Below are 16,614 nucleotides of genomic sequence, written 5' to 3'. Positions count from 1 at the left end.
CCGACTCGGTCCACCGTGATTCGCCACAAGATCACCGCACCCGTCCCTGGAACCGTCCGGAAATAACGGGATGATCCGACGCCGCCCGGGTGTTAATATGACTAGCCCGCACGGTGCGGGACGTACGGGGCTGAACGGTTTCGACTGCGTACGTTGATTCAGGGGAAGCGTGTCGGTGCAGGCAAGAGACCACCGTAAGCGTCGCTGCAACCAATTAAGCGCCGATTCCAATCAGCGCGAGTACGCCCTCGCTGCCTAAGTAGCCAGGTCGTCTCTGTCAGACCGGGTTCGTCTCTCGACCCGGATCCTGGCATCAGCTAGGGAGACTCACTGTCCGGCCCGGTCGCGGGGTCGGATGGAACATCCAACAGTGACTGGGATCGTCATCCGAGCTTGTTCGCGAGACCCGGAGATCCAAGCAGAGACATAGCGAACTGCACACGGAGAAGCCCTGATGGCACGACGGAGGACCCGGGTTCGATTCCCGGCAGCTCCACCCAGAGCCCCTCACCTGACCCCCAGGTGAGGGGCTTTTTCACGCTCCGCCGAGGTGTGTACACCATGGGGTGTACATTGGCGATATGGACGAGATCAGTACCCGGGAACTGCGTGCCAACCTGGCGAAGTATCTCGACGCTGCTGAAGCCGGCGAGCAAGTGATCATCCTTCGTGACGGCACCCCGGCCGCCGCGCTGGTGCCGCTGTCCGTGGTGGAAGCCGTCGACGAGGCCGAGGACACCCTGCTGGCGCGGGAGGCCGCCGCCCGGTTGGCCGACGGCAGCGCGACCGTCGGCATGGCCGAGGTACTCGCCGACATCTTCGAGGCGCGTAGGTGAAGTACGAGTTCCGATTCCACGAATCGGCCCGCCGCGAACTGCGTGACCTCGAACAACGTGACGCGATGCGCATCCTCACCGCCCTCACCACCCTCGGCGACGACCCCTACACCGAGAACCTCGCCATCCGAAAACTGGTCGGCGTTGACGCCTACCGCTTGCGAGTAGGCCGGTCCCGAGTCGTCTACCAGGTGCAAGACGACGTCCTGGTGATCCTGGTGGTGAAAGTCGGCCGGCGGCTCGACGTACACCGCGACCTCTGAGCGGAGGCCCTCAGCCGCTGGAAGCCGGTTGGACAGGGCTGCGACGGCCTTCGTACGGGAGGGGTTTCAGCCCGACCTCTCTGCGTGCGGCAGTGAGGAAGTCGTACTGCGCCAACCACAATCGGTCGAAGAGCGCGCCATCGATCTCATCAGCGCTGTAGTCGGCGCGGGCGGCGGCCACTTGCCGTGCGGCGGCGACCACGAGCGCGGCGGCGTCTTTGGTCCCGGGATACTCACACACGAGCCGCACCTGGACGTTCGCTGTCTCGAGTCGTTCCTTGTAAGGTCGGCCGACGCTGTCGAAATAGGGGATGCGTAGAGATTCAACGAGCCCCCTGTCACGCAGTGCTATCGACAGCGCCTACACAGTCATCTTGCCCGATCCGGCCGTGGTGGGCTCGACGGGAAGCGACCCGCCGCACCCTGGTCGACCGCACCCTCCTCCCACCACGTACAACTGAGCGATGACGCGGTACGCATATCATCCGAGCGCGGGTTCGCTGGTTGTCACGTGGGGGACCGGGCGGGGCGATGTTGCTGAGACGGTCGCGGTGTTGCCGACGGCGGGGCGCGATCATGGGATCGCGTTGGCGGCGGCGTTGGCGGGGTTGGCGCGGGCGCAGTGGCGGACGTATACGCATCCGGCGACCGCGGCGGGGGATCCCGATGTGGAGAACGGGGAGGCGTGGCGGCGGCAGGAGGAGCGGGGGCGGTTCGCGAAGGTGGAGGATGCGGTGCGCACGCCGAATCTGCCGGATGAGGACGGGTGCATGCTCGTGTTCTACAGCCCGATCGAGGATGCCGCGCACCATGTGGGCCGGGTGCTGCACGCGATCGGTGACGAGGATCTGGTCGACCGGGTGGTGGTCGAGGTGCTCACCGAGCAGGCCGCGATCACCGCCGCCGAACTCGGCGATCTGGCCGGTCGGGCACGGCAGGCCGTCGAACTCACCCGCCCCGAGATCTCCCCGGTCCAGGTGCACGCCGCCGACACCCTGTTGCGCGCCGACCCCTTGGGCAGCGTCGACCTGTTCACCGAACTCGACCCCGCCGCCGCCTCGGTCGCCGCCGCGCACTGGTTGCGCGCGGCCGCCACCGTGGCGGGCGAGGTCGCGAGCATCGACCCGGTCGACGTGGTCGCCGAGGCCGACGACATCGAAGCACTGCCGGTCGAAACTCCCACCGTGGTCCTGGAGCGACTCGACGCGGGCGAGACCCCGACCCAGGTGGTCGTCGACCTGATCGCCGACGCTATCGCCGTCTCGGCGGGCAAGGTCCGCGACCTGGACGGAATCCTCGACGCCGCACAGGAATTCGAGGAACACGACGACGACCCCGAGGACTGGACCGAGGGCTACCGCATCTGCCGCCTCGACCCCACCCGCCCCGCGATCGACCTGCTCGAGGACCTACTCGCCGGCATCCGCGGCTGCTGGCTGGTGTTCAGCGAAGCCGACAGCGACGCCGACTTCGAGACCGCGATCAGAACCGAGGCCGACGCCGAGACCCGCCGCCTGCAGTGAGCGCCTACCCGCCCGCGCGTCGCCGGAAGGTCCGCTTCCCGCCGGCCTGAGCCTGTGTCCCACGCACTTTCGCGGAGTTCTGGGCGGCCCCGGCCGCACTGGCGTGGCCGTTCTTGCGTTCGAGTGCCTCGCGGAACCGCCGCTTGGTCGCCTCCTGCGGGGTTTCGTTCGCATCACCGGTCACTGCGGTGGAGACTTCCTGTTCATCGGGCATGGGCCCAGCCTGCCACCTCGACGCCGGGGAACCAATCCGGTTGTCGGCGCGGCCGATGCCCGCCGGTACGATCCACCGATGCGGGGCTAGCCAGGAGGGATGTGGCGGTGATCGAAGTGTGGGGTACACAGGTCGCGGTCCGGTACGCGGACGGTCGTTTGGTGACGACGCCGCTGCGCGCCGACAACGACGCCGCGCTCGACGTGGGCGTGGCCGAGCTGAGCCGAATCGCGTTGGCGGGCACCGACGACGACCGAATGGCGCTGCTGCTGTTCTTCCGCTCGGCCCAGTTCGTGGTCAATGGTGAACCGACGCACCGTCATCCGGTGCCGGTGTATCTGGAACCCGATCTGCGCGAGCAGGCCCAAGCCTTGATCCGCGCGGTCGAACGCGACCTGATCAGCCTGCGCCGAGTCTTCCCCCCGAGACCGAATCTCATACCACCGCAATTAATTCCGGGCCCGAACGGCCCGCAACGCCCCGATGTCACCGCCGCCGCCCACCGCATGCGCCAGCCGAGCAACTGCCCGCGCGAGATCGACATCCTGCACGAGTGCGCCCGCCCCGACGAGTACGTTCTCGAACTCGCCCAGGCCGGCCACCTCGGCGCCCCCGGCCTGGTCGCGATCACCACCCTGCGCCTGCTGTTCGTCTCCGCGTGGGCGGTCTACGAATTCCCGGTGGCGGTCCTCACCGGCGCGGTCGTCACCATGGAAAAGGTGGCGACCCTGCGCATTTCCGGCGCGGGCACCGACCTGGACTTCCTCGACTGGGAACCCGGCGACTTCACCCGCCTCACCGAAGCCGTCCGGGTGGCGTGCGAGATCGAGCACGTCGATGGCGCGATCACCCAGTCCCTGCCGTCCTCGACCGACCTGTTCGAGGAGTGGCAACTACTGGTCGAACGTCGCAAACTCGGCATGGTCGAGGACGACCCGTTCCGCCGTCAGGCCGTGGGCATCATGCTCACGATGCCGGGCTGAACACCGGCGCCCCCGCGTGCAGGGCGACCCGCCGCCACGGACTCGACGGCCGCAGATGTAACCCGGCGATCATCCGGCGCCGCTGCGTCACTTGATCTTTCGCGGCCGACAGGTCCTGAGTCGCCGCCCAGAAGATGGCCCCGGTGAGGAACCCGTCGCCGAACTGTCGCCAGTTGCGGTAGTGCTGACGCGCCCGATCCAGCCCGGTCGCCATGTGCTCCCACGCCTCGTCCTCGCTGAGGTACCCGGCGGTGTGGGCGGCACGGGCGATGAACACCAGTCGCGCCAGATCCCAGGCCGTGGCGTCGGTGTGCAGCGGCGTGGGCAGGCTGTCGGTGATCCCGAGTTTGATCGCCTGCAACCACGCGTCGTAGTCCCGATCGATCCCCGACGGCCCGCGATACCCGCGAAAACCCGAGAGCGTGTGCAGGAATTCGCGATGCTCGTCGGCGACTCCCGACCGATCGACGCGCCCGGTCGCCGTCGCCGCGGTCACGGCCAGCGGATGAATCAGTTCGAACAGCGGCGCGTGCATCCCCACCAGCAACCGCCGCACGGTGTCGTGCGCGTCCTCGGCGTTGTCGACCCCCCATGACTCGTGCAGGCCCTCGATCGCGGTCTCCCGCCGCGTCGCCGCACTCCCCGGTTCCTCGGGCGCGAACGCCACCCCGTCGCACTGCGCACCCCAACTGCGCCCGTAGTACGCCCCGACGGCCAACGCCCTGACCCGGTCCTCCGACACCGCCGCCCCCGACCACACATCCGGTTCGAGATCGATATCGGCCCCAGGGAACCCCACGACCCGCGGCCGCTCACCCCGCACTGCTGCTGTCGGTTGCACTGGGCACCCCTCTGCCTGGCCGAACGTTCGTGCCGCCAGATCTTAACGACCTGTCGGTGCACGGGTCTACCGTCACGGGCATGCAGGGATATCGCGAGCGCCCGTCACGTCTGGACCGGGCTGTGCTGTGGTCGCGAACGGGTGCGGCGGGCCCGGTCACCGTGTTCCCCGACGGCTGCATGGACCTGATCTGGACCGAGGGCACCCTCCTGGTCGCGGGCCCGGACAGCCACCCCTTCCTCGCCCCGGGTGCCCGCTCGAGCGAGTTCGTCGGCATCAGATTCGCGCCGGGCACCGCACCGACGTTGCTCGGCATTCCGGCCGTGGAGGTGGTGAACCAGCGCGTCGACCTTGCCGCGATCGCCGCGCCGTCGCTCAGTCGCGAACTGGTCGACCGCCTCGACAACGCGCCCGACCGCGTGGCGGCGATGGAGGCGATCGCATTACGATTCGCCGCCGATCAGGGCACTGTCGATCCCGCCATCACCGCCGTGGTCGACGGCCTGACCGCCGGATCGACGGTCGGCCGGGTCGCCGCCGACACCGGAATGTCGACCAGAACACTGCACCGCCGCAGCCTGCTCGCCTTCGGCTACGGCCCTAAGATGTTGGCCCGTATTCTGCGATTTCAGCGCGCCTTGGCGGCGGTTCGGGCCGGTCTGCCCGCCGCGCGGGTGGCCGCGGAGACCGGTTTCGCCGACCAGGCCCACCTCGCGCGCGAGTTCCGTGAGCTGGCCGGATGCTCCCCGCGCGCCGTAGATAACGACGATCCGCTGCCCGGAAAGTCTCATTCGGAATCATCGTGACGGAGGGTTACGCTCACTAGGCACGCCCCGTCGCAAGTGCTTAGGCCAGTCCGAACACCGACGAGAGGATGTGAACCGATGATCGACGAATCCGTGTATTCCACGCTCCGAATCGAAGCCGAACGAGAGGAAATCCGTCGGCTTGTCGTCGGCGCCATCGTCGTCCGCCACCAGCGCGTGCTCATCCTGCGCCGTCGACGATCGGATGCACTGCCCGGCCGCTGGGAGTTGCCCTGCGGCGTCGTCGAGCCGGGGGAGGCCCTCGACGACGCGCTGGTGCGCGCGGTCGCCCAGGAAACCGGCCTGGAGGTCACCGGCGTCACCGACTACCTCGGCGATTTCGACTACCTGACCGGCACGGGCGCGCTGACCAGGCAGTACACCTTCGTCGTCGATGTGGCCGCCACCGGCCCGGTCACCCTGACCGACCACGACGCGCACCTGTGGACCAGGCTCACCGGAGAACCGCCGGTCAGCGACGAGGTCCGCGAGATCCTCGGCCGCTATCAGCAGCTCCAGCGCGCCCCGCACGACTGGTCGGCCTACACCCCCGGTAGCGGCGCGTAGAGGTCGATGCCGTGCCCGTCGGGGTCGGCCAGGCAGGCGTAGCGCTGGCCCCAGAAGGCGTCCCACGGCGCCAGTTCGCCGTGGTGGCCCGCGTCGACGAGCTCAGCGTAGAGCTGGTCGACCTCCGCCGGATCGGCGCAGCGAAAGGCGAGACTGCTGCGACCCGGTCCGGCTGGGGGCTGCCAGCCGGGCGTGAACGAGGCGATCGTGGCCTCGGTGTCCAGGGCCAGGCGCAGCCCACCGGCCAGGACCGCTTCGGCGTGCCCCTCGGTCTCGGCGCCGGCGGGAAACACCAACCCGAGGCGGCGGTAGAAGGCCAGCGAGGCGGCCATATCGGAAACGATCACGGAGACGACATCGAGCTGTGGAGTCATCCTCGCAGCGTAGGCACCCGAACCCGACCGGGTCTTGAACGAATCGGACGCTACCGCGTCGGCACCGGCACCAATTCGGCGATGAGGTTGCCGATCAGGATCCGCAGGTGCTCGCGAATCCCGCGCACCACCTCGATCGGCTGCCCCGCCGGATCCGAGAGCACCCAGTCGCGATAGCTGATCCCCGGAAAATACGGGCACACCTCGCCGCATCCCATGGTCACGACCACGTCGGCGAGCCCGACCGCGTCGTCGGTGAGCGCGACGGGCCTGGCCCCGGAGATGTCGATCCCGATCTCGGCCATGGCCGCCACCGCGACCGGATTGAGCGCGTCGGCCGGTTCGCTGCCCGCGGTCCGCGCCTCGATCCGGTCACCGGCCATTGCCCGGAGTAGTCCCGCCGCCATCTGTGATCGGCCGGCGTTGTGGACGCAGACGAACAACACGCGGGGAGTGTGGGCCATGGTCGCCCTTTCGGCGCAGGGTCGAAGTGCTTGTGGCGCTTCGGGTATCACCCACATCATTCCATCCGGACGCGGTGTCGTCCCCGCTACAGCGCGCCGAGCACCCGCGTGACGTAGTCGTTGGCGAACACCCCGGTGGGGTCGAAACGCCGTCGGACCTCGGTGAATCGGTCCCAGTCGGGGTAGCGCGGGCGCAGCGTCTCGGCGGTCTGGAAGTGCCGCTTGCCCCAATGTGGCCTGCCCGCATAGGAATCGAACACGGCCTCGCACGCGCGGAAGTACGGCTCCCACACCATGCCCTGATACTGGTGCACCGCGATGTAGCAGGTCTCGCGACCGCCTGCGGGGGACAGGAAGGCGTCGTCGGGGGCGACCCAGCGCACCTCGATCGGCATCGGCGTGCCGAATCGCTTGCTCAGTTCCAGGATCTCGCGAATCGCGTCGGCGGCGTGCGCGCGCGGGATGGCGTATTCCATCTCGTTGAACCGCACCAGTCGCGGTGTGGAGAACACCCGGTAGGACCGGTCGATCTGGCGGTTGTTGCTGCCCGCCATGGTGGCCGCACGGTGAATCATGGGGATGGCGGCGGGAATTCGACGACCCAGCTTGCACATGCCGTCATAGAGGTGGTTGGCGATCAGGATGTCGTTGAACCACTCGGTCACCTTGCCGCGCGGCTGTTCGGGTTCTTGCGTGCGGTTGATCGACTTGGTCATCGCGGTGGCACTGTGGGCGAAGGCGAAGAACTCGAAATGGTCACTGCCGTCGGCGAATTCGTCGATATCGGCGAGGATGTCGGCGACCGGTACCGGCTGCTCGACGCACTCGAGCACGAACGCGGGTTCGAGCTGCACGGTGGCCGCGGTGACGATCCCGAGCGCCCCGATGCTCACCCGCGCGGCCTTCCAGCCCTCGGGGTCGGTCTGCTCGTTGAGCTCGACCCGGGTGCCGTCGGCGCGCAGCACCTCCACCGAGTGCAGCGCGGCGGAGATATTGGGCAGGCGCGAGCCGGTGCCGTGGGTGGCGGTGGCCGTGGCGCCCGCCAGGCTCTGGGTGTCGATGTCGCCGAGGTTGGGGAAGGCCAGCCCGTGATCGTGCAGCAGGGGGCTGGCGGCGTGCAGCGAGATCCCGGCTTCCACCCGGACCTGGCCCTTGCTCGCGTCGACGTCGAGCACCTTGTTCAGCCCGGACAGGTCGATGAGCGTGCCGTCGGTGAGCACGGCGTCGGTGAACGAGTGTCCCGATCCGGCCACGCGCACGGTGCGGCCCGCGTCGGCCGATTCCGCGACGATCGCGGCCAGTTCCTCCACCGCGCGCGGCGCGACGACGACGGCGGGTGTGCAGCGCTGTTCGCCTGCCCAGTTCACCCAGGTGCTCTTGGTCATATGACCAACATTAGTGGATCGGATGTGACAAGCGCTACTGCGCGGGCGGCGCGGCTCAGCGACGACGGCCCAGGCACGACACGGCCTTGGCCCGCTCGACTTCCTCGTCGGTCATCGGCGGCACCAGCAGCGGCCTGCGCGGCACCGCGTCGGTGCGCACGCCGTTGAGCGTGATGGCCATATACCGCTGCCACACATCGGAATTCACCGGCCCGGCGAACTCGGCCAGCGAGTTGACCATGTGGATCAGCGCGAAGAAGTCCGAGGTCGCGATATCGGCGTGCACCGCACCGGCCTCGCGCGCGCGGTCGATCAGCCCGGCTACGGAGGGGTGGATCCGGTCGCGCAGTTCGGCGAACCGGGCCGGATCCTCCTCCAGTTCGAGCATCACCTCGCCGAAACCGCGATTGGTCGCCAGGTGTTTGCACGCGCTCTCGAAGAATTCGACCAGCGCGAGCCAGGGGTCCGGGTTCTCCATCGCCGCGTCGGCCGCGTCGGCGAAGTCCTTCACGTGCTGGTCGAAGACCTCGGCGATGAGTTCTTTCTTGTTCGCGAAGCGCCGGTACACGGTGCCCACGCCGACGCCCGCGCGCTCGGCCACATCGTCGAGGGTGATCTCGAGGCCGTGATCGGCGAAGAGCTCGCGAGCGGCCGCGACGATGCGCTGCTGATTGCGAGCGGCGTCAGCGCGCAGTCGGCGGGGTGGTGTGGCGGTCGTCGTGGCGTGATTCACAGGTACATCCTACCAATCGGGGGGATTAAGTGGAGGTGGTTTCTCCGTTACTCTGATAGCTTGAACAAAGCGGAGGCGGTATCTCCGATTATGCCACCCGAAACCACCCGCACACTCGCAAGGGGAAGTTATGACCACCACACTCGACACCGGGCCCAAGAGCCCCGCGGCCACCGGCCGCCGCGGCTCGCACGCCCTGCGCTGGTGGGTGCTGGCCGTGCTCGGCATCGCCCAGCTGATGGTCGTGCTCGATGCGACGATCGTGAACATCGCCCTGCCCGCGGCCCAGGCCGACCTCGGCTTCGGCGACGGTGACCGGCAGTGGGTCATCACCGGCTACGCCCTGGCCTTCGGCAGCCTGCTGCTGCTCGGCGGCCGCCTGAGCGACCTGTTCGGCCGCCGCAACACCTTCATCGTCGGCCTGATCGGCTTCGCGGTGGCCTCGGCCATCGGCGGCGCGGCCACCAGCTTCGAAATGCTCGTCGCGGCCCGCGTCGGCCAGGGCGTGTTCGGCGCGCTGCTCGCCCCCGCCGCCCTGTCGCTGCTCACGGTCACCTTCACCGAACCCGGTGAGCGGTCCAAGGCCTTCGGCATCTTCGGCGCCGTGGCCGGTACCGGTGGCGCGATCGGCCTGCTGCTCGGCGGCGTGCTCACCGAATGGGCGTCGTGGCGCTGGGCGATGTATGTGAACCTGATCTTCGCCGCCGTCGCCCTCGTCGGCGCGATGCTGTTGCTGGCCAAGCACACCGCCACCACCCGCCCCAAGCTCGACTGGTACGGCACCGTCACCGTCACCGCCGCGCTGTTCGGCATCGTCTACGGCTTCTCCCACGCCGAATCCCACGGCTGGAGCGACCCGGTCACCCTGGCCTTCCTGCTCGGCGGCGTCGCGCTGCTCGCGGTGTTCGGCTGGATCGAGACCAAGGTCGCGCACCCGCTGTTGCCGCTGCGCATCGTGGCCGACCGCACCCGCGGCGGTTCGTACCTGACCGTGTTCGTCATGGGCGTCGGCATGTTCGCGATCTTCCTGTTCCTCACCTTCTACATGCAGCTGACCCTGCAGTACACGCCGATCGTGACCGGTCTGGCCTTCCTGCCGATGGTGGCGGGCATGGTCGCCTCCTCGACCACCGCGCCCTCGTTGCTGCTGCCCCGCGTCGGCCCCAAGGTCGTCATCAGCGGTGGCTTCCTGATCGCCGCGGCCGGCATGGTCTGGCTCACCCAGATCGGCCTCGACACCAGCTACGTGACCCACATCCTGCCCGCGCTGTTGCTGCTGGGTCTCGGTCTCGGTGGCGCGATGTCGGTGGCCTTCCAGGGCGCGACCGCCGGTGTGCGGCACGAGGACGCCGGCGTCGCCTCGGCGATGGTCAACACCAGCCAGCAGGTCGGCGGTTCCATCGGCACCGCGCTGCTGAGCACCATCGCCGCCTCGGCGATGACCGGGTACGTGTCGTCGCACGAGCCGGGTCCGCTCACCGCGGCCCAGGGCGCGATCGAGAGCTACACCACCAGCTTCTGGTGGGCGAGCGCGATTTTCGTGGCAGGCGCCCTGGTGATCGGCGTGCTGATGCCGAACACGGTGCCCGCCCCGGCCGAAGGTGAGCCGGTGCTGGCGCACTGATCCACAATCCCGTCGACACGATGGCCCGGACCGATATACGGTTCGGGCCATCGTCATCGGCCGGTCGGGACGCTGAGAGTTTGCCGTCGACCGCACCGCTGCCCGTTGTGTCGGTGGGTCTCGATACCATCAGCGACGACCATCAACTCGGATCGGCTACACGGGAGGGCGCATGGCATCGCGACCCCCGACCCTCGACGGGTCCGTGCTCGCGGCGGTCTCGGTCGGCGGCGGTCTCGGCGCCACCGCCCGGTACACGATCAGCCACTTCTGGCCGGTGCCCGTCGGCCGATTCCCCTGGTCCACCTTCGTGGTGAACGTGGTGGGCTGCTTCGCGATCGGCGTCCTGATGGTCGTGGTCACCGAGCTGTTGGCCGCGCCCAAACTCGTGCGCCCCTTCCTGGGAATCGGTGTGCTGGGCGGTTTCACGACCTTCTCCACCTACAGCCTCGAGACCCAACGCCTCCTCGACCACGGCGCGGCCCTCACCGCCCTGTCCTACGCCGCGCTGTCGGTACTCGCCGGACTCGGCGCTGTCGCGGTCGCGATCGGCATGACCCGATGGGCCGCGCGGGCACGGGGGTTCGCGTGACTTCCACGACACGAGGGCGCCCGCGCACGGTCGAGACAGCGACCCCCACACCGGGAGGTCCGCGATGACGGCGGTCCTGGTCTGCGCGGGTGGGATGCTCGGCGCCCCGGCCCGATACCTCATCGATCGCTGGATGTCGGCCCGGTTTCCGACTGGGCTGCCATGGGGCACGCTTACCGTTAACATTGTCGGTTCGGCGTTGCTCGGGGGTTTGATCGGCGCGAGTGCGGGCAGTGCGCTGCTGGCATTCGCGGCAACGGGCTTCTGTGGTGCGCTGACCACGTTCAGCACGTTCGGGTACGAGACGGTCCGTCTGGTAACCGAGGGCGCCTACGTGTACGCCGTGGGCAATGTCGTGATCAGCGTCGCGGCGAGCCTGGCCGCGGTGTACGCCGCCGCGTCCCTGACCCAGTGGTTGTGCGCATGATCCTCATGACCAGCCGCGCGCAGCCGACACGGAAGGGAACACCCACCATGGCCCACGATCGCGCCGGACGGCCCGCCCGCCCGACCGACCTGGTGGACATCGCCCACCTGGTCACCGCGTACTACAGCCTCGTGCCGGATCCGGCCGAGCCGAGCCAGCAGGTGGTGTTCGGCACCTCGGGGCATCGCGGGGCCAGCGAGGACGGCGCGTTCAACGAGGCCCACATCATGGCGATCACCCAGGCCATCGTCGAATACCGCGCCACCCGCGGCATCACCGGCCCGGTCTACCTCGCGCGCGACACCCACGCCCTGTCCGAACCCGCGTGGACCACCGCGCTCGAGGTCCTGGCGGGCAACGACGTCACGGCCGTGATCGACGCGCGCGGCCGCTACACCCCCACGCCCGCCCTGAGTCACGCTGTCCTGAACCACAATCGGGGCGGCACCAAGCACCAGGCCGACGGCATCGTCGTCACCCCCTCGCACAACCCGCCCCGCGACGGCGGCTTCAAATACAACCCCCCGCACGGCGGCCCCGCCGACACCAAGGCCACCGACGCCATCGCCGCGCGCGCCAACGAGCTGCTGCGCGGCGGCCTCGCCGGGGTCAAACGCGTCTCGCTCGACCAGGCCCTGCGCACCCACGTGCAGCGCTACGACTACCTCGACAAGTACGTCGCCGACCTGCCCAACGCGCTGAACCTCGACGCCATCCGCGGCGCCGGCATCCGCATGGGCGCCGACCCGATGGGCGGGGCGAGCGTGGACTACTGGGAGGAGATCGGCCAGCGCTTCGATCTCGAACTCGAGGTGGTCAACCCGTTCGTCGACCCCACCTGGCGTTTCATGACCCTCGACAGCGACGGCCAGATCCGCATGGACCCGTCCTCGCGTCACGCCATGGCCGCCCTGGTCGGCATCAAGGACGACTACGACATCTCCACCGGCAACGACGCCGACGCCGACCGCCACGGCATCGTCACCCCCGACGGCGGCCTGATGAACCCCAACCACTTCCTGGCCGTGGCGATCGAATACCTGGTCGCCAACCGCATGTGGTGGGACGCGCTCACCAAGATCGGCAAGACCGTGGTCACCTCCTCGATGGTCGACCGGGTCGTCGGCGTGCTCGGCCGCGACGTCTATGAGGTGCCGGTCGGCTTCAAGTGGTTCGTGCCCGGATTGTTCAGCGGCAGTTTGGCTTTCGGCGGTGAGGAGAGCGCGGGCGCGTCCTTCCTTCGCATGGACGGCACCGTGTGGACCACCGACAAGGACGGCATCCTGCTGGCCCTGCTCGCCGCCGAGATCGCCGCCGTCACCGGCCAGACCCCCTCGGCCCGCTACGGCGAACTCGAACGCCAGTACGGCAGCCCCGCGTACGCGCGCATCGACGCCGCCGCCACCAGTGACCAGAAGGCGAAACTCGCGCGCCTGAGTCCCGAGGCCGTCACCGGCACCGAGGTCGCCGGCGAGGAGATCACCGGCATCCTCACCACCGCCCGCGGCAACGGCGCGGCGCTGGGCGGGCTGAAGGTGACCACCGAGAACGCCTGGTTCGCCGCCCGCCCCTCGGGCACCGAGGACAAGTACAAGATCTACGCCGAGTCCTTCCTCGGCCCCGAGCATCTCACCCAGGTTCAGGCCGCCGCCGAGGAGATGGTGAACCAGGCGCTGGGCGGGTGAGCGCACCCGCCAAGGTTCGACTACCCGGCGAGATCTGGGTCCTGATCGCGGCCGCGTTCGTGATCGCCATCGGTTTCGGCCTGGTGGCCCCGATCCTGCCGCAGTACGCGCGCGAGTTCGGCGTCGGCATCGCGGCCGCCTCGGCGATCGTGAGCGCCTTCGCGCTGATGCGCTTGCTGTTCGCCCCCGCCAGCGGACGGCTCGTGCAGAAACTCGGCGAACGCCGCGTCTACCTCACCGGCATCGCGATCGTGGCCCTGTCCACCGGCGCCTGCGCGCTAGCACAGACGTACTGGCAACTGCTGGTGTTGCGCTCGCTCGGCGGCATCGGCTCGACCATGTTCACCGTGTCGTCGATGGCGCTGATCATCCGCATCTCGCCGCCTGCCGCGCGCGGTCGGGTGTCCGGGATCTACTCGTCGAGCTTTCTGATCGGGTCGCTGTTCGGCCCGCTGGTCGGCAGCGCCCTGGTCGGATTCGGCTTGCGCGCCCCCTTCGTCATCTACATGACCGCGCTGCTCATCGTGTGCGTGATCGTGTTCTTCGGCCTGCGTGAGTCACCCGTGCTCGCCCCCGCGAAGGGCGCCGAACCCGTCGAGTTCACCTTCCGCCAGGGCTGGGCCGAACCCGCCTACCGCGCCGTGGTGCTGTCGAGCTTCGCCGGCGGCGTCGCGGTGTTCGGTGTCCGTATGGCCTTCGTGCCCCTGCTCGTGGTGGAGACCCTGCACCAGGACGTCGGCATGGCGGGCGTGGCCCTGACCGTGTTCGCCGCGGGCAACGCCGCCGTGCTGTTCCTGTCCGGCAGACTTTCGGACCGCTTCGGTCGAAAACCGTTCCTGATCGCCGGATCCGTCATCTGTGCCCTCGGCACCGGCGCCCTCGGCTTCGCCCCGAACCTGGCGTGGTTCCTCATCGCCTCGTTCATCGCCGGTCTCGGCTCGGGCATGTTCAGCCCCGTCCAACAGGCCGCCCTGGCCGACGTGATCGGCAATCGCGCCCGCGGCGGCCCCGTGCTGGCCGCGTTCCAGATGGCCGCCGACCTCGGCACCGTCCTCGGCCCGATCATCATCGGCCGGCTCGCCGAGCGCACCTCGTTCGGCGTCGGCATGGCCGTCACCGGCGCGATCCTGGCCCTGTCGGCGGTGGTCTGGCTGTTCACCCCCGAACCCTCCCGCATCGTCCACCCCGACGATCCCGAGCACCCCGACCACGCCGGCGACGGCATCGACCCCCAGTGTTCCTGCGACGGCACCCCCGACGGCGTCCCCGTCGTCCGCGACGGCCTGGCCGATCGCAACCGCTGATCCGCTGGTCAACGCCGTTTCGACCCGCCCGGACGGCGCCGCGCCGCCGCCTCGAGGCAGAGTGGACGGGTGAGCAGCGCCGGTTCCCAGCACAATCCACGTCCCGTTTCCAGCAACACCACCTACGCCCTGGCCGCGGTGGCGGCAGTCCTGATCGGACTGCTCGTGTTCGCTGCCTACAAGTGGAGCGCCGAACCCCCGCCCGCGGTCCGCAACGACGGCTACGGCCCCGTCCGCGAGGCCGCCGTCGTGGTCACCACCACCCCCGACGGCGTCATCCGCCTGGGCCGCCCCGACGCCCCCGCCACCGTCGACATCTTCGAAGACCCCCTCTGCCCCGCCTGCGGCGTCATGGAAACCAGCTACGGCCAGGAACTCGCCCAAAAAATCGACGAGGGCAAACTGGCCGTCAACTACCACCTGGTCGCCTTCCTCGACCCCCAGTCCAAGAGCAAGGACTACTCCACCCGCGCCATCGCCGCGAATCTCTGTGTGGCCCAAACAGGTTCAGGCCCCACCTACAGCAAGTTCCACGAAGCCCTCTTCACCCAGAAACAACCCGAAGAAGGCGCCGCCGACCTCTCCAACCCCGCCCTGGCCACCATCGCCACCGATTCCGGCGCCCCCGAATCGGTAGCCGCCTGCATCACCAACGGCACCCAACAGGACGCCGCCAAATCCGCCGCCGCCAAAAACCTGGCCGACCTCGACTCCCGCACCGGCGGCAAATCCGCCACCCCCTCCCTCTACAACGGCACCACCTCCATCGACTGGCGAGACGAAAACTGGGTCACCAATCTGGCCCCCTGACCCCCTGTGAGGTTCACCACCTCCCCGCTCCGTCGGTCACCCCCTTACCCCTCCCACCCCCACCCCACCACCCCCTGACAACCCCACATTTACGCCCCCTACCAGCCGATTTGTTGTCGCCGAGAACCATGGTGTAACTTCATTCAGGCAGCAGCGAGAGCCGCTGAAACAAAAGAACACGGGGCTATGGCGCAGCTGGTAGCGCACCACACTGGCAGTGTGGGGGTCAGGGGTTCGAGTCCCCTTAGCTCCACTTTTAACAAAAGGTCCGGCTTACGAGCCGGACCTTTTGTTGTTTCCTGAGCCGGAATCCCGCTCGATTCCTCTGTGAGCAGTTGCTGCGTATGTGCCATCTGAGCCGACCGGAAGGCTCGGTGTAAGGCTCGCCGCGTATTGCGTCGCTAGACCACTGAGGCTGCCTCGGCCCTGCCGACTACGAAACCGACCGCGCACCCAATACGTGGCTCACGCTGCGTAATCACGGATCTCATGTCAGGTCCCCGCGGTCAAAGCCTGATCAACTCTGCGACGGCCACGCGGCCGCGTCGGAGCCGTTGATCTCCCAGTAGGAGTTCTGGATCTCATCGGCTGGAGCGGAGAAGCTGATGGCACAGTCCGCAGCTTCTCCGACCAAGCGCGGCAGGTCGCCGCACTCGACGGCAACATCGAGTCCGTACACTTCGTCGTGCCGGGGGTAGCTCCGGTTCCCAGGAATGAAGATAAAGTGGTCAGATTTTTCTAGTGCTTCGCCCGCCGACGTGTACTGACCGAGCTCCCTGCGCCGTTCAACTTTGATCAACGAGAACATGGTGACGGTCTTTCCGTCATCCTCGGTCGTGAGCACCGGGCGATCGACGACAGTGATCGCATAGTCGCTGTATCGGGACAGGACCGGCTGACCGATCGCGATGCCTCCGCTCTGCGTCCATGTGCCGTCAGCGACCGTCGTCCACGGTTGAGGTTGTGTGGGAGTGCTCACGGTCCGGCTTGTCGGCTCGTTTGCCGAAGAACCATTCTCATCTGATGCGCACCCCGAAGCCGATGCCGCGACGACCACCATTACCGCAGCCGACCAACCGCGCCGCGCCCTTGTCCCTGTCATCCACAGATCGTGTCACGAGCCCCCGACATAGCAGCAAATCTGTTGCGCCAGTGCACTACACGCGTCGCGAACGGTCGGCAA

20 protein-coding genes, 1 tRNA gene and 1 other RNA gene are annotated in these 16,614 nt (G+C 68.4%); 14 read left to right on the top strand and 8 right to left on the bottom strand.

From position 1 onward, the window contains the following. The first annotated feature begins 126 nt into the window (after nt 1–126). The 3 genes from ssrA to ACFP3H_RS08800 all read left to right on the top strand — a co-directional run bounded on the left by ssrA (nt 127) and on the right by ACFP3H_RS08800 (nt 1,099). Nucleotides 127–499: a transfer-messenger RNA gene (ssrA, locus tag ACFP3H_RS08810) on the top strand. A gap of 82 nt (nt 500–581) precedes the next feature. Further along, on the top strand, nt 582–836 hold the full coding sequence (locus tag ACFP3H_RS08805) for a type II toxin-antitoxin system Phd/YefM family antitoxin (RefSeq protein WP_378602244.1): 255 nt from the start codon (nt 582–584) through the stop codon (nt 834–836). Further along, nucleotides 833–1,099, top strand: coding sequence for a type II toxin-antitoxin system RelE family toxin (locus tag ACFP3H_RS08800; RefSeq protein ID WP_378602242.1), 267 nt, complete (start codon nt 833–835; stop codon nt 1,097–1,099). Before ACFP3H_RS08805 ends, ACFP3H_RS08800 begins: the two co-directional genes overlap by 4 nt. Before the next feature lie 10 nt (nt 1,100–1,109). Here the strand turns inward: ACFP3H_RS08800 and ACFP3H_RS08795 are convergent, their stop codons facing one another. Then, entirely contained in the window at nt 1,110–1,340 is a 231-nt protein-coding gene (locus ACFP3H_RS08795; RefSeq protein ID WP_378602239.1) for a hypothetical protein, read from the bottom strand. A 223-nt stretch (nt 1,341–1,563) separates the two neighbouring features. On the opposite strand from ACFP3H_RS08795, the gene ACFP3H_RS08790 reads away from it, so the two are divergent. Continuing rightward, complete coding sequence (locus ACFP3H_RS08790) at nt 1,564–2,622, top strand: hypothetical protein (RefSeq protein ID WP_378602236.1); 1,059 nt, start codon at nt 1,564–1,566, stop codon at nt 2,620–2,622. A 4-nt stretch (nt 2,623–2,626) separates the two neighbouring features. Here ACFP3H_RS08790 and ACFP3H_RS08785 read toward each other — a convergent pair whose 3' ends face one another. Then, on the bottom strand, nt 2,627–2,836 hold the full coding sequence (locus tag ACFP3H_RS08785) for a DUF5302 domain-containing protein (RefSeq protein WP_378602233.1): 210 nt from the start codon (nt 2,834–2,836) through the stop codon (nt 2,627–2,629). 161 nt (nt 2,837–2,997) lie between these two features. Here ACFP3H_RS08785 and ACFP3H_RS08780 point away from each other — a divergent pair, with 161 nt between their 5' ends. Continuing rightward, on the top strand, nt 2,998–3,819 hold the full coding sequence (locus ACFP3H_RS08780; protein ID WP_378602230.1) for a hypothetical protein: 822 nt from the start codon (nt 2,998–3,000) through the stop codon (nt 3,817–3,819). Here the strand turns inward: ACFP3H_RS08780 and ACFP3H_RS08775 are convergent. Next, nucleotides 3,803–4,618 (bottom strand): DUF1266 domain-containing protein, encoded by an 816-nt coding sequence (locus tag ACFP3H_RS08775; RefSeq protein ID WP_378602227.1) that lies wholly within the window; start codon nt 4,616–4,618, stop codon nt 3,803–3,805. The genes ACFP3H_RS08780 and ACFP3H_RS08775 overlap by 17 nt on opposite strands. A 122-nt stretch (nt 4,619–4,740) precedes the next feature. Between ACFP3H_RS08775 and ACFP3H_RS08770 the strand changes: the two genes are divergently transcribed. Together ACFP3H_RS08770 and ACFP3H_RS08765 are read left to right on the top strand one after the other, a co-directional pair. Then, a complete protein-coding gene (locus ACFP3H_RS08770; RefSeq protein WP_378602224.1) occupies nt 4,741–5,466 on the top strand; it encodes an AraC family transcriptional regulator in 726 nt (241 codons plus the stop codon). A 78-nt stretch (nt 5,467–5,544) separates the two neighbouring features. Next, nucleotides 5,545–6,033 carry an NUDIX hydrolase gene (locus ACFP3H_RS08765; RefSeq protein ID WP_378602222.1) on the top strand — a complete coding sequence of 163 codons (489 nt, stop codon included), beginning with the start codon at nt 5,545–5,547 and terminating at the stop codon, nt 6,031–6,033. On the opposite strand, the gene ACFP3H_RS08760 is transcribed toward ACFP3H_RS08765, so the two are convergent. From ACFP3H_RS08760 to ACFP3H_RS08745, 4 genes are all read right to left on the bottom strand, one after another. After that, the gene (locus tag ACFP3H_RS08760) at nt 6,009–6,407 is read right to left on the bottom strand and encodes a VOC family protein (RefSeq protein WP_378602219.1); all 399 of its coding nucleotides are present in this window, start codon (nt 6,405–6,407) and stop codon (nt 6,009–6,011) included. The genes ACFP3H_RS08765 and ACFP3H_RS08760 overlap by 25 nt on opposite strands. Before the next feature lie 50 nt (nt 6,408–6,457). After that, complete coding sequence (locus tag ACFP3H_RS08755; RefSeq protein ID WP_378602216.1) at nt 6,458–6,871, bottom strand: arsenate reductase ArsC; 414 nt, start codon at nt 6,869–6,871, stop codon at nt 6,458–6,460. Nucleotides 6,872–6,957: 86 nt separating this feature from the next. Next, nucleotides 6,958–8,256 (bottom strand): D-arabinono-1,4-lactone oxidase, encoded by a 1,299-nt coding sequence (locus ACFP3H_RS08750; protein ID WP_378602213.1) that lies wholly within the window; start codon nt 8,254–8,256, stop codon nt 6,958–6,960. A gap of 55 nt (nt 8,257–8,311) precedes the next feature. Continuing rightward, on the bottom strand, nt 8,312–8,989 hold the full coding sequence (locus tag ACFP3H_RS08745; RefSeq protein WP_378602210.1) for a TetR/AcrR family transcriptional regulator: 678 nt from the start codon (nt 8,987–8,989) through the stop codon (nt 8,312–8,314). Between the two features lie 130 nt (nt 8,990–9,119). Between ACFP3H_RS08745 and ACFP3H_RS08740 the strand changes: the two genes are divergently transcribed. From ACFP3H_RS08740 to ACFP3H_RS08710, 7 genes are all read left to right on the top strand, one after another. Then, on the top strand, nt 9,120–10,613 hold the full coding sequence (locus ACFP3H_RS08740) for an MFS transporter (RefSeq protein ID WP_378602207.1): 1,494 nt from the start codon (nt 9,120–9,122) through the stop codon (nt 10,611–10,613). Between the two features lie 172 nt (nt 10,614–10,785). Then, nucleotides 10,786–11,205 carry a fluoride efflux transporter CrcB gene (gene crcB, locus ACFP3H_RS08735; RefSeq protein ID WP_378602204.1) on the top strand — a complete coding sequence of 140 codons (420 nt, stop codon included), beginning with the start codon at nt 10,786–10,788 and terminating at the stop codon, nt 11,203–11,205. A 64-nt stretch (nt 11,206–11,269) separates the two neighbouring features. After that, entirely contained in the window at nt 11,270–11,632 is a 363-nt protein-coding gene (crcB, locus tag ACFP3H_RS08730) for a fluoride efflux transporter CrcB (RefSeq protein ID WP_378602201.1), read from the top strand. 47 nt (nt 11,633–11,679) lie between these two features. Then, nucleotides 11,680–13,317, top strand: coding sequence for a phosphoglucomutase (alpha-D-glucose-1,6-bisphosphate-dependent) (gene pgm / locus ACFP3H_RS08725; protein WP_378602198.1), 1,638 nt, complete (start codon nt 11,680–11,682; stop codon nt 13,315–13,317). Continuing rightward, complete coding sequence (locus ACFP3H_RS08720) at nt 13,314–14,621, top strand: MFS transporter (protein ID WP_378602195.1); 1,308 nt, start codon at nt 13,314–13,316, stop codon at nt 14,619–14,621. Before pgm ends, ACFP3H_RS08720 begins: the two co-directional genes overlap by 4 nt. 69 nt (nt 14,622–14,690) lie before the next feature. Beyond that, nucleotides 14,691–15,431 carry a DsbA family protein gene (locus ACFP3H_RS08715; protein WP_378602192.1) on the top strand — a complete coding sequence of 247 codons (741 nt, stop codon included), beginning with the start codon at nt 14,691–14,693 and terminating at the stop codon, nt 15,429–15,431. 180 nt (nt 15,432–15,611) lie between these two features. Beyond that, nucleotides 15,612–15,684 (top strand) — tRNA-Ala (locus tag ACFP3H_RS08710). Between the two features lie 264 nt (nt 15,685–15,948). Here ACFP3H_RS08710 and ACFP3H_RS08705 read toward each other — a convergent pair. Further along, nucleotides 15,949–16,410, bottom strand: a complete 462-nt coding sequence (locus ACFP3H_RS08705) for a hypothetical protein (RefSeq protein WP_378602189.1) — start codon at nt 16,408–16,410, stop codon at nt 15,949–15,951. Between the last annotated feature and the right edge of the window lie 204 nt (nt 16,411–16,614).

Origin of the sequence: Nocardia lasii (assembly GCF_042658545.1) — a bacterium.
GTDB lineage: Bacteria > Actinomycetota > Actinomycetes > Mycobacteriales > Mycobacteriaceae > Nocardia > Nocardia lasii.
Note: the sequence above shows the minus strand (reverse complement) of the source record. Positions and strands in the feature narration are given on the sequence as shown.

Coding starts and splice junctions, on each gene's coding strand:
- ACFP3H_RS08805 (WP_378602244.1), top strand. CDS start 582: ATGGACGAGATCAGTACCCGGGAACTGCGTGCCAACCTGGCGAAGTAT.
- ACFP3H_RS08790 (WP_378602236.1), top strand. CDS start 1,564: ATGACGCGGTACGCATATCATCCGAGCGCGGGTTCGCTGGTTGTCACG.
- ACFP3H_RS08785 (WP_378602233.1), bottom strand. CDS start 2,836: ATGCCCGATGAACAGGAAGTCTCCACCGCAGTGACCGGTGATGCGAAC.
- ACFP3H_RS08770 (WP_378602224.1), top strand. CDS start 4,741: ATGCAGGGATATCGCGAGCGCCCGTCACGTCTGGACCGGGCTGTGCTG.
- ACFP3H_RS08765 (WP_378602222.1), top strand. CDS start 5,545: ATGATCGACGAATCCGTGTATTCCACGCTCCGAATCGAAGCCGAACGA.
- ACFP3H_RS08760 (WP_378602219.1), bottom strand. CDS start 6,407: ATGACTCCACAGCTCGATGTCGTCTCCGTGATCGTTTCCGATATGGCC.
- ACFP3H_RS08755 (WP_378602216.1), bottom strand. CDS start 6,871: ATGGCCCACACTCCCCGCGTGTTGTTCGTCTGCGTCCACAACGCCGGC.
- ACFP3H_RS08750 (WP_378602213.1), bottom strand. CDS start 8,256: ATGACCAAGAGCACCTGGGTGAACTGGGCAGGCGAACAGCGCTGCACA.
- ACFP3H_RS08740 (WP_378602207.1), top strand. CDS start 9,120: ATGACCACCACACTCGACACCGGGCCCAAGAGCCCCGCGGCCACCGGC.
- crcB (WP_378602204.1), top strand. CDS start 10,786: ATGGCATCGCGACCCCCGACCCTCGACGGGTCCGTGCTCGCGGCGGTC.
- crcB (WP_378602201.1), top strand. CDS start 11,270: ATGACGGCGGTCCTGGTCTGCGCGGGTGGGATGCTCGGCGCCCCGGCC.
- pgm (WP_378602198.1), top strand. CDS start 11,680: ATGGCCCACGATCGCGCCGGACGGCCCGCCCGCCCGACCGACCTGGTG.